Origin of the sequence: Rhodococcus sp. ARC_M6, from assembly GCF_022810305.1 — a bacterium.
GTDB lineage: Bacteria > Actinomycetota > Actinomycetes > Mycobacteriales > Mycobacteriaceae > Rhodococcus_F.
The window spans coordinates 33,528-45,342 of the sequence record NZ_JALGQH010000013.1; the positions used below are offsets into that span (position 1 = coordinate 33,528).

Genomic DNA, 11,815 nt, shown 5'->3' on the forward strand with positions numbered 1-11,815 from the left:
TGAAAAAGGAATCGTCATGCGTCTCCGCCCGAACCTTGCTGCGGCCGCCCTCGCCGTGTCCGTCCTTTCCCTCACCACCGCCTGCGGTGGAACCGGCACTGCCGCGGGATCAGGTACCGAAACAGTCACCGTCTACAGCGCCGACGGTCTGTCCGGTTGGTACGAAGGAAGATTCGCCGCCTTCACCGCCCAAACCGGCATCGCGGTCAACCTCGTAGAAGCCGGATCCGGCGAAGTTGTCTCCCGAGTCGAGAAGGAACAGTCCAACCCGCAGGCCGACGTCATCATCACGCTGCCGCCGTTCATCCAGAAGGCTGACGCCCAGGGACTGCTCGAGCCGAGCGGAATCGATACCTCCGCCGTTCCCGCCGCCGAGAAGGACGCCGCCGGCAAGTACGTCCCCGTCGTCGAGAACTACCTTTCGTTCATTGCCAACCCGACCGCGTCACCGGCGCCGACGACGTGGGACGACCTGCTGACCGAACAGTTCAAGGGCAAGTTGCAGTACTCCACCCCCGGCCAAGCCGGCGACGGAACCGCCGTACTCCTGCTGCTCCAGCACCTCATGGGCAAGCAGGGCGCACTCGACTACCTCGGCAAACTACAGACCAACAACGTCGGACCGTCGTCGTCCACCGGAAAGTTGCAGCCCAAGGTCAGTAACGGCGAACTGCTGGTCGCCAACGGTGATGTCCAGATGAACCTCGCATCCATCGCCGACGACGGTTCCAAATTCGACATCTTCTTCCCCGCTGCAGCCGACGGCAACCGCACCACTATCGCGCTGCCGTACGTCATGGGTCTCGCGAAGAGCGCCCCGAGCAGCGAGCAGGCCAAGAAGCTGATGGAGTTCCTACTCTCCGAAGAATCGCAGAAGACCATTGCGAAGGATGCGCTCGGCATATCGGTTCGTGAGGACGTACGCAGCGCTGCAGGCGAATCCACCGACAAGAACACACCCAGCGGTGTTCTCCAGGGCGTCACCGTCTGGACCCCGAACTGGAACGACGTACTCACCACCCTCGACGCCGACGTCGCCGCGTACCAGAAAGCCACCGGGAGCTGATCATGGCCAGAACCAGACTGGGGCGCACGCTCCCACAAACATTGGGTGTACACGGAGCAATCGAACATTCCGCTCCCGCCATCACCTTCGACCGTGTCAACGTTGCCTACGGCCGCGGGAAGACCGCGACTCACGCATTGGTCGATTTCAATTTGCGAGTAGCGCCGGGTGAAACCGTTGCACTGCTAGGGCCCAGCGGTTCCGGCAAGTCGACGGCCCTCAAAGCCCTCGCAGGCTTTGTGCGCCCCACGTCTGGTTCTGTCAGGCTCGGCACCCGCGACATCACCGATCTCCCTCCGGCGCAACGTGGTATCGGCGTCGTCGTACAGTCGTATGCACTTTTCCCACACATGAAAGTTTCCGACAACGTCGCGTTCGGACTCCGAGCGCATCGTGTACCTCGATCCGAGATCGCGGCTCGGGTGGCGGAAGCCCTCGAGATGGTCGGCATGTCCGCCTACGGAAAGCGGCTCCCCCGTGAGCTTTCCGGCGGCCAGCAGCAGCGCATTGCCATCGCCCGGGCACTGGCGATTCGGCCGGGCGTACTACTACTCGACGAACCACTCGCCGCACTCGACGCTCAACTCCGCGAAAGTATGCTCGGCGAGTTGACCCGACTTCGTGCCGCTCTGCCCAATACAGCAATGCTGTACGTGACTCACGATCAGAGCGAGGCACTGGCCCTTGCCGACCGTATTGCGGTCATGCGCAACGCCCGTCTTGCGGATATCGATACGGCACAAAACCTCTGGAAGCGACCGCCGTCCAGCTTCACGGCCGCATTCCTCGGCGGCGCGAACCTACTGCCGTGCAACGTAACCCGGGTCATCGGAACGTCCGCGTTGGTGTCGATCGGCGGCACGCCGTTCACGGCACACGCACCCCAGCCCGAGGTCGGGCACATCGAGTGGGAGTCCGATATGGCCGCCTACCTGTGTGTTCGACCCCATGCCGTATCCGTGACATCGGCCGGAGCACGCGGATCCTTCTCCGCGCGCATCGTTTCCAGCGTCTGGCGTGGATCGACGACGCGCATCACCCTGGCTGTCACCGGTCTCGGTGACATTCGTATCGACGCCGAGGTGACAGGCCACGACGAGCGCCCAGTCGACGCCGAGGTCGGGGTTGTCCTACCACTGGACGGCAGTGTCCTCGTACCGTCGGATCGAACTCCATGACAACCACAATGGAACGCCCCCAAACACCAACGCCTGCACCGACTCGCAGCGATCCGATACCGTGGCGTCAGATCGCCTGGGCGCTGCCACCGCTCCTGCTGGTTCTGGTCTTCGCGGTGTACCCCACCGCACGCGTCCTGACCGAATCTCTGAACACCCCGGACGGCACCGGACTCTACACGTGGACTTCGGTCCTCGGATCCGAATTGTTCCGAAACGCTCTGTGGCGGACCATTCAGATCGCAGTGCTATCCACCCTGGGCTGCCTGGTCCTCGGCACCTTCCTTGCACTGGTCCTCGCGTTTGTTCCCTTCACCGGCTCCAAAGTGGTAGGACGCCTGATCGACACAGTCCTCGCGCTACCGTCGTTCCTGATCACGCTCGCCTTCACGTTTCTTTACGGAACTGCCGGCGCCGTCAACGCCTTGATCGTGCACATCACCGGCGATTCGACCGGACCGCTGAATTTCCTGAACACTCCGTTCGGCGTGATCGCAGCCGAAATCACCTTCTTCACACCGTTTGTCGTACGGCCACTGCTTGCCGCATTTCTGCAGATTCCTCGCGAACAACTCGATGTGGCTGCCAGCCTCGGCGCATCTCCGGTCCGCGTTCTCCGCCAGGTAGTCATGCCAGAGGCCTGGCCTGCGCTGCTCGCCGGCGGATCGCTGGTTCTGCTGATGACCCTGAATGAATTCGGCATCGTACTGTTCACAGGCGCGAAAGACGTTGTCACGCTTCCCGTACTCATCTACACCCGCGGAATCGTCACCTTCGACCTGCCGGGAGCCGCCGTGATCGCCACCGTCCAGGTAGCACTCTCACTCGGGCTGTACTGCCTCTACCGATTCACCTTCAACTCTCTGATGGGAGGCAGCCGTGCTGCTGTGGACACGAAGCTCTAGAGCCCTGGTTCTCGGATTCTTCACCCTCGTTGTCGGAATAGTTTTTGCGGCGCCCATCGCTACCGTGGTGGCGGCTGCGCTCGCCGGGTCGTGGACCGGCCCGCTACCATCGGACCTCGGCACCAAGAACTTCTCGGCAGCATTGTCCGACGCGAACTTCGCGAGCCTGACAGTGAGTTTGCAGACCGCCTTCATTTCCGGCGCACTCGCTTTGGTGGTCGGAACCTGGGCAGCGTTGGCAGCGAAGGAATCGCCGATGTGGCTGCGCCGCATCACCGATACCGTGTTCCATCTGCCCATCGCGGTGCCATCAGTCGCCATCGGTCTGGGTCTACTCATCACGTTCAACGAGCGCCCGATACTGCTCGGCGGTACCAAATGGATCGTCATCCTCGCGCACACCGTATTGGTGCTGGCCTTCGCATTCAGTTCGGTAACGGCAGCATTGGAACGGCTCGACCCGGCCTACCGTCAGGCAGCGGAATCCCTCGGCGCCGGCCCCTTCCGGGTACTGACCCGCGTGACCCTACCGCTTCTACTGCCGGCCCTCGGCGCGGCAGCCGGACTGTCCATCGCACTCTCGATGGGCGAGCTCGGCGCCACCGTCATGGTATACCCGGCAACATGGAAGACATTGCCGGTCAGCATCTTCGGACTCACCGACCGCGGTCAGGTGTTTCTTGCCGCAGCAAATACCACCCTGCTGCTGGCCGTCACCCTGATCGCCCTCATGGTGGTCGGCAGGATCCGCCGACGCTGAACCTGCTGTGCGCCTTTATTAACCGCGGGCGGTTAATAAAGGCGCACAGCAGATTATCCCTTGCGCAAGATGTACCGCTGAACCTTGCCGCTGGGGGTCTTGGGCAGACCCGGAACAAAGTGCACCGTCCGCGGATAGGCGTGGGCGGCAAACTTCTTCTTCACCAGGGTCTGCAGTTCCTTCTCCAGATCATCGTTGCCGTCAACACCGTCGCGCAGAACGACAAACGCTTCGAGAACCTCGCCGCGCAACTCATCGGGCATGCCCACAACGGCAGCCTCGACAACGTGCTCGTGCATGACCAGCACGCTCTCGACGTCGAAGGGTCCGATGCGGTAGCCCGCCATGATGATCACGTCGTCATCGCGGGAGGAGAAGTAGAAGAATCCGTCCTCGTCCGTCATGCCGGCGTCACCGGTGATGTAGTAACGACCATCCTCGGTGAAACGCTGCTTCGTCTTCTCGGGAGCGTCGACGTACCCGGTGAACCACATCAGCGGACTGTTGTGGGTATCGATCGCCACCCGACCCGGAGTGCGTGCGGGCGCCACCGCATCCGAATCATCTTCCAACACAGCAGCAGACCAGCCCGGCAGCGGACGACCCATCGAGCCCGGCCGTACATCCTCACGAATTTCGTCGGCCCATGCATTGACGATAAACATTCCGTGCTCGGTCTGACCGTAGTGATCGCGCACCTCGACGCCCAGTGAACCCTTGGACCACGCAACAACATCCGGCGTCAGGGGTTCTCCGGCTGATGACGCTCGACGCAGCGAAATTCCGTCGGGAACCGGCGCCTTGTCCGCACGCAAGCTGCGGTAGACCGTCGGCGCCGCAGCAAAATTGGTGACGCCGAACTTCTCGATGATCTGCCATGTCAGCGGTGCCGAGAACCCCGCGTGCAGAAGCAAACTGCGAGTTCCGGCCGCCAGCGGGCCGAGCAAGGCGTAGTACAACCCGTACGCCCAACCCGGGTCTGCAGCATTCCAGAATACGTCGTCCTCACGGACGTCGAGACCGAACTCCTGGTAGGCGTGGAAAGAAGCCAACGCGCGTACCGGCACCGGCACACCCTTGGGAGTTCCCGTCGTACCGCTGGTGAACAGCTGAACCATCGGGGCGTCGCCACCGACAGCTTGCGCAACACCGCGCGGGTCGTCGGCATCCTGCGCCGCAACGAGTGCGTCGAAGTCCAACTCGTCGCCTGCTGCGCCGCCGGCAACAATCACGCGCCAGGACGCGTCGGCCGGAATGTCTTCGCTCGGCGCGAGTTTTTCCAGCTGATTTGCATCGGAAACAACAACCTTCGCGCCGCTGGCCGTCAACCGGAAGGCGATGGCCGGAGCGGCAAAAGCCGTGAACAACGGCACGTGGACCGCGCCGCGACGCCAGATCCCGAGTAATGCCACTACGAGATCAGCAGACTTGCCCATGAGCGTCGCAACGTTGTCGCCCGGCTCCACCCCGAGATCCGCAAGCGCCGCGGCAAAGCGCGACGACTGCTCGCGGAGGAAACCGTAAGTCAAGTCTACCGAGCTGAGGTCCGCCTCGACGACGGTGAACGCAACACCATCCGCAGGGTGCCGGTCGCAGAGGAGTTCTGCGGCGCTGGCGCCTGGGGTGTCGTACTGTTCCAACAGCTCACGCACCCGTGCGGTGGGATCGGTGCTCATCGACGTGCTCCTTTGATGGTCGTATGGTTGGGCGGCGGGTTCGACGACCGACTCGTCATACATACTGCCTTGCACCTATGATCCAGCTCACAGGGAAACTTCACTACCCCCGGAAAGGGGTACGGCGTGTCCAGACTTGCATCACACCTTCTACGCCCCCGCGACGGGGACGCCATGCGAAGCGAACTTCGATCAATCGCAGCTCAGGGAGTAGTTCCAGTACTCTTCGGCGGCGAAGTGCAAGACGAAACTTTGCACCTGACCGAGTTCGTGGGCACCCGCACCAACAATCTCAAAGGTCTCGCTATCCCGCCGCGATCGGGCATGGGCGGACGCGTCGTTGCCCAACGCTCGCCGTTCGCGGTCAACGACTACGGCAATTCTCAATCGATCACCCATCATTTCGACCGACCGGTACTGAGCGAAGGACTTCATTCCATCCTCGCTGTCCCGGTCATGGTGGCGGGTAAATCGCGCGCGGTGCTCTATGCCGCCATCCGAGACTTCGCCCCGATCGGCAACCGAACGGCCGACATCATGGTGTCCGCATCGCGGCGCCTGGGCACGGAGTTGGCGATCCGCGACGAAGTCGACAGACGGCTCCAACTCCTACAAGCCGCATCCGCCACTACCGGCGACGGAATGTCCACCGAAGAGATTCGTGATGTACACGCCGAACTACGCAGCGTTGCAAACACTGTCACCGATTCCGACCTGCAGATCAAACTTCGTGGACTTTCCCAACGGCTGGCACTTCTCCTGAACCCCACGGGCATCGACCCCGAAACCACCGTGACGCTCACACCACGCGAGGTCGACGTGCTGTCCCAGGTCGCTCTCGGATGCACCAATCTTGAAACAGCGGGACGACTTTCGGTCAGCGCGGAGACCGTCAAGAGCTACCTGAGAAGCGCAATGAGCAAACTCGACGCACACTCACGGCACGAAGCCGTCGTGACGGCCAGAAAACTGGGACTACTGCCCTGAGCCGTCAGTATCCTTCGGGAAGCGCCGCCAACATATCTCGCGTCACACTCACTGCATTGTCCGAACTTCCGCCCCGGACAACAAGAGTCGCAAAAGCCAAGTTCCCACGGTAGCCGACGAACCAGGCGTGCGAGCCGCCATCGACCTCCGCTTCACCGGTTTTGCCGTACACCTCACCCTGATCCTTGACTCGCTCAGCGGTACCGCTGGTGACTACCAGGCGCATCATTCCGCGCAAACCGTCGACCATCTCCGTACTGATCAACGGACTATCGCCGTCGATGGTGGTTTCTCGACCCGAAATCAGGTGGGGCACCGGAGTGGACCCATGGGCAACCGTCGCCGCAGCCAATGCCATTCCGAACGGGCTCACTACAACCAGGCCCTGCCCGAAGCCGTCTTCGGTGCGCTGCACCAGATCCGGCGCCGGCGGTACCGAACCCGACTCCGTCGGCAAGCCCACCACGGTGTAATCCGGTCCGATACCGAACTGCGAGGCTGCGGTAGTCAAGGCATCGGGGTCCATTTCGCTGGCCAACTTCGCGAAGGACGTATTGCACGAACGAGCAAACGCAGTCGCCATCGGCACTGTGCCCAGCGAGAATTCGTTGTAGTTGGGCACACTGCGTTGCCCGATCTCGATGCGGCCCGGGCACGGCACCATCGTGTCGGGCGTCGCCTGACCGCCCGAAATCGCAGCGCCGGCAGTCACGATCTTGAACGTGGAACCCGGCGGGTAGAGGCCCATCGTCGCAACCGGACCATCACGATCGGCGGCCTTGTTCTGAGCCACCGCAAGAATTGCGCCTGTCGAAGGCTCGATGACCACCATCATCGCCTGATCCGCACTGACCGCGACGGCCCGCTGAGCCGCGATCTGAATGTTGCGGTCGAGACTGATCGTGAACGACGGAACCGGTTGCGGCGCAGTCTCCGTCAGCACGCCGATGTCGACACCGTTCTGATTGACCGTGACGACGCTCCAGCCGGCTTTGCCGTCGACCTCGTCGATGATGGTTTTCTTGATCTGTCCCAACAGATCTGGCGCAAATTCCGGATCCGTGGAAACCAGATCCGATTCGTCGGACACAGTCACACCGGGGATTCCAGCCAATTGCGCGGACACTGCTTGGTAATCGTCACTGCGCAAACGGGTCACCAGGTAATCACCCTTGACCGCGGTCGACGACTCGGCAATCGACTGACCGGTCAGGGACGAGTCGAACCGAACCAACGTCGCGGCCAAGGCATTTGCCGCACCGATGACATCTGCACTCTTCGAGCGATCGAACTTGACCCGGTACACGATTCCCGGAACCAGGACATCGGTCCCCGAATGCTCGTTGACCCGAGCCCGCGGCGCTGCCTTCGATCGAAGAGACATGGTCTGCTTGTCGCCGAGACGGGGATGCACGTCGGTAGAACTCCAACGGACAGACCAGTTTCCGTCCTTGCGACCCATCTGGATCTCACCGTCGTACGTCCAGACACGATCTTTCGGGAGGTTCCACACGTAGGTGTAGCCGACCGTCGCGGTATCACCGTTCATCTTGACCGACGTCGTTTCCGCAGTCATGGAATCGGCCTGCAACGCATCCCAGGTATCGCTCATGACCGCTCCCGCAGAATCGGGACGGTCCGTCACCGAGGCAGCTTCCTCGATGTCACGATCACCGAACGCACTCAGAAACTGCTGTGCGACGGGTTCCGGCCCCGAAGGCTTCGGAGTACACGAGCTGAGCGCCACCGCCAGGAATAAGACAGTGCAGGACGCCAAAAATTGTGCGGGGCGACTACGAGAGAACGACCGAGTATTCATCGAATCCCATACTAGGTCGAGGCCCACTCGGCAAAGCGCAGGCACGACTCAATCGAGGAGAACAGTCGCGAACGTCGCAACCTGACGGAAACCGACCCGCGAATAGGTAGAGCGCGCGATTGTGTTAAAGCTGTTGACGTACAAACTCGCAATGCGGCCGCTCGCCATGATGGACTCGGCCACGGCAGCAGTGCCGGTGATCCCGTACCCCTGACCACGGAATTCCGGGTTGACCCACACCCCTTGGATCTGACCACACCGCGACGACACCGAACCCACCTCGGCTTTGAAGACGACCTGCCCGTCCTCGATATGAGCCCAGGCCCGGCCAGCCGCGATCAGGCTGGCCACGCGATGCCGATATCCGCGTCCTCCGTCGTTGGCCCGCGGGTCGATACCGACCTCTTCGATGAACATCGACACCGCAGCCGGCAGATAGATGTCGAGCTCATCCGAGCGGACCTGGCGTACCGACGGGTTGGGCGCGCACGCCAACGGCTCGGAAACAGCCATCAGCGGCTGCTCTGCGCGAACCTCCCGAGCACTCCCCCAGTCCAGCTCCAGCATCTCCCACAGAGGCAATGCCAGTTCCGCCCGACCAACCAGCGACGAGCACATTCGCGGTATCCGGCAGGCACGGTCGGCGAACGCACGAATATCGTCGAGTTCCCCGCGTAGCGGTACCAGATTTGCGCCGGCGAAACAGAGCGACGACGTCGGGCCACCACGACTCCACAGCTCACCGTGGATCATGCGCGGGTCGACGCCGAATTCCTCGACCCGCGAGGCGATCATGCACGAGGCAATCGGATCGGCGTCGAGGACACGACGTACATCGTCGAGGTCCCGACTCCCGATCTGCTTGGCTCCAAGGAGTTTCAGCATCGACCAACCCCTCCGCTCATCGTGCGTCCATTCTTACCTGGACTGGTAATGCACTCAGATTGCCACGAACCTGAAACTTACGGGCCAGTATCTCAGCTGACGGTAACTACCGGAGCACCCTCCGACGAATCACCTTCCATGCTTTCGGCGATCTTCATAGCCTCTTCGATGAGGGTCTCGACGATCATTGCTTCGGGCACAGTCTTGATGACCTTGCCCTTCACGAAGATCTGGCCCTTACCGTTGCCCGACGCGACCCCGAGATCGGCTTCACGTGCTTCTCCCGGACCGTTGACGACGCAACCCATGACCGCGACGCGCAGCGGGATCTCCATGCCTTCGAGACCGGCGGCGACCTGGTCGGCCAAGGTGTAGACGTCGACCTGGGCACGCCCACACGACGGGCAAGACACAATCTCGAGCTTGCGCGGGCGCAAGTTCAACGACTGCAGGATCTGGTTGCCGACCTTGATCTCTTCGGCCGGCGGAGCTGACAGGGAGACGCGAATGGTGTCGCCGATTCCTTCGGCGAGCAACGCACCGAAAGCCACTGCGGACTTGATGGTGCCCTGGAACGCCGGACCGGCCTCGGTGACGCCGAGGTGCAACGGGTAGTCGCATTTTGCGGCGAGCTGGCGGTACGCCTCGACCATGATGACCGGGTCGTTGTGCTTGACGGAGATCTTGATGTCGCCGAAACCGTGCTCTTCGAACAGACCGGCTTCCCACAACGCAGACTCGACCAGCGCTTCCGGCGTCGCCTTGCCGTACTTCTCCATCAACCGGGGATCCAGGGAACCAGCGTTGACGCCGATACGAATCGGGATGCCCGCGTCGCCGGCAGCCTTCGCCACCTCTTTGACACGACCGTCGAATTCCTTGATGTTGCCCGGGTTGACACGGACAGCGGCGCAACCGGCATCAATGGCAGCAAAAATGTATCGCGGCTGGAAATGAATATCCGCGATAACCGGAATCTGGCTCTTCTTGGCGATAATCGACAGCGCGTCGGCGTCCTCCTGCCGGGGGCAGGCAACTCGGACGATGTCACAACCCGAGGCCGTCAGCTCTGCGATCTGTTGAAGCGTCGCATTGATGTCGTGCGTCTTGGTTGTAGTCATCGACTGCACCGAGATCGGGAAGTCACTTCCGACACCGACATTGCCGACCATCAACTGTCGGGTCTTGCGTCGCGGAGCGAGAATCGCTGCGGGTGCCGAGGGCATTCCCAAACCGATAGGGATGGTCACGTCTGTGCCTTCTTTCATAGCTTCACTGCAAGTTTAGCCGGGGTGTCACTCGCGGATGATTGCGCTGGTCGACGCTATCCGAAGATCTTGATGGGGTTGACGATGTCTGCCGTCAATGTCAGCAACATGAACGCGCCGCCAATGACGATGAAGACGTAGGTGATCGGCAAAAGTTTTGTGTAGTCGACCGGACCACCGGCGATCAGACCGCGACGTGCACGGAACCAGTCACGAATCCGTTCGTAGAACACGACTGCGATGTGGCCACCGTCGAGAGGCAGCAACGGAAGGATGTTGAACACACCGAGGAAGAAGTTGATCGACGCGAGCAGACCCACAAACATCGCCCATTCAGCTCGATCAGCTGCTTCACCGCCGATGACGCTGGCTCCGACAACACTGATCGGTGTGTCCTGCGCACGCTCACCACCGGTGACGGACTCCCAGAGCGCGCCGACCTTCGACGGAATATCAGCCAACGCCTTCACCGAGTCGACCAACAACTCGCCGGTGTAGTCGAACGCCGCGGGTACTGCAGTGAGTGCGTTGTACTCGATCCACGTCGCGCTGGGACCGCCGATTCCCACCGCCGACACTTCTTGCTTCACCGGGACTCCGCTGGCGGAATTCACGTATCGCTGGACCCGGTCCGGCATCACCGTGATCGACATCGACTGCCCGTCACGCTCAACCGAGAAGACAACGGGACCCTCTACTCCGCGGATCGCCTTGGCAACTTCGGGAAAGGTCTCCGTCTTCTGCCCGTCGACGGCTGTGATGCGATCGCCGGCACGCAAGCCCGCCTCCCCGGCGGGGCCTCCGCCGGAGCATTCCGTCAGATCGAAGTTTCCTTCCTGACCCAACTGATCAGGCGCAACACAGGTGACTGCCTGTACCACGGGCGGCGCCGGCTCACCCCGCCCCCAGCCGAGTAGCAGGCCGTAGATCAGGACGAGCCCCAGGATGAAGTTCATCGCGATGCCACCCGACATGACGACGACGCGCTTCCACGTCGCCTTCTTGTACATGGCGTGCGGCTCTTCTTCGGGCGTCATCTCGTCGAGTGCCGTCATGCCCGCGATGTCGCAGAAACCACCGAGCGGGAGTGCCTTGAGTCCGTACTCCGTGTCACCACGACGGAAAGAGAAAATCTTGGGACCGAAACCGATGTAATAGCGGCGGACCTTCATGCCCAGCGCCTTGGCCGTCCACATGTGGCCGGCCTCGTGCAGGGCGATGGACACGCCGATACCGAGGGCGAACAGCACTACGCCAAATGCGAAAACCAT

10 protein-coding genes are annotated in these 11,815 nt (G+C 61.9%); 5 read left to right on the forward strand and 5 right to left on the reverse strand.

Annotated elements, in window-relative coordinates; all coding sequences use genetic code 11:
* Positions 1-16 precede the first annotated feature (16 nt).
* The 4 genes from MTX36_RS15375 to MTX36_RS15390 are packed head-to-tail and all read left to right on the forward strand — an operon-like array spanning position 17 to position 3,909.
* Positions 17-1,066 carry a 2-aminoethylphosphonate ABC transporter substrate-binding protein gene (locus MTX36_RS15375; protein ID WP_243620617.1) on the forward strand — a complete coding sequence of 350 codons (1,050 nt, stop codon included), beginning with the start codon at positions 17-19 and terminating at the stop codon, positions 1,064-1,066.
* A 2-nt stretch (positions 1,067-1,068) separates the two neighbouring features.
* Positions 1,069-2,244, forward strand: a complete 1,176-nt coding sequence (locus MTX36_RS15380) for an ABC transporter ATP-binding protein (protein ID WP_243620618.1) — start codon at positions 1,069-1,071, stop codon at positions 2,242-2,244.
* Complete coding sequence (locus tag MTX36_RS15385) at positions 2,241-3,149, forward strand: 2-aminoethylphosphonate ABC transporter permease subunit (protein ID WP_243620619.1); 909 nt, start codon at positions 2,241-2,243, stop codon at positions 3,147-3,149. The genes MTX36_RS15380 and MTX36_RS15385 overlap by 4 nt, the downstream gene beginning before the upstream one ends.
* Positions 3,124-3,909, forward strand: coding sequence for an ABC transporter permease (locus MTX36_RS15390; protein WP_243620620.1), 786 nt, complete (start codon positions 3,124-3,126; stop codon positions 3,907-3,909). Before MTX36_RS15385 ends, MTX36_RS15390 begins: the two co-directional genes overlap by 26 nt.
* A 53-nt stretch (positions 3,910-3,962) precedes the next feature.
* Here the strand turns inward: MTX36_RS15390 and MTX36_RS15395 are convergent, their stop codons facing one another.
* A complete protein-coding gene (locus MTX36_RS15395; protein ID WP_243620621.1) occupies positions 3,963-5,585 on the reverse strand; it encodes an AMP-binding protein in 1,623 nt (540 codons plus the stop codon).
* 174 nt (positions 5,586-5,759) lie between these two features.
* Between MTX36_RS15395 and MTX36_RS15400 the strand changes: the two genes are divergently transcribed.
* The gene (locus MTX36_RS15400) at positions 5,760-6,572 is read left to right on the forward strand and encodes a LuxR C-terminal-related transcriptional regulator (protein ID WP_243620696.1); all 813 of its coding nucleotides are present in this window, start codon (positions 5,760-5,762) and stop codon (positions 6,570-6,572) included.
* 4 nt (positions 6,573-6,576) lie between these two features.
* Here the strand turns inward: MTX36_RS15400 and MTX36_RS15405 are convergent, their stop codons facing one another.
* The 4 genes from MTX36_RS15405 to MTX36_RS15420 form a co-directional block, all read right to left on the reverse strand.
* A complete protein-coding gene (locus tag MTX36_RS15405; protein ID WP_243620622.1) occupies positions 6,577-8,391 on the reverse strand; it encodes a penicillin-binding transpeptidase domain-containing protein in 1,815 nt (604 codons plus the stop codon).
* 48 nt (positions 8,392-8,439) lie between these two features.
* Complete coding sequence (locus MTX36_RS15410; protein WP_243620623.1) at positions 8,440-9,276, reverse strand: GNAT family N-acetyltransferase; 837 nt, start codon at positions 9,274-9,276, stop codon at positions 8,440-8,442.
* Between the two features lie 92 nt (positions 9,277-9,368).
* Positions 9,369-10,526, reverse strand: coding sequence for a flavodoxin-dependent (E)-4-hydroxy-3-methylbut-2-enyl-diphosphate synthase (gene ispG / locus MTX36_RS15415; protein ID WP_243620624.1), 1,158 nt, complete (start codon positions 10,524-10,526; stop codon positions 9,369-9,371).
* A gap of 74 nt (positions 10,527-10,600) precedes the next feature.
* The gene (locus MTX36_RS15420; protein ID WP_243620625.1) at positions 10,601-11,815 is read right to left on the reverse strand and encodes an RIP metalloprotease; all 1,215 of its coding nucleotides are present in this window, start codon (positions 11,813-11,815) and stop codon (positions 10,601-10,603) included.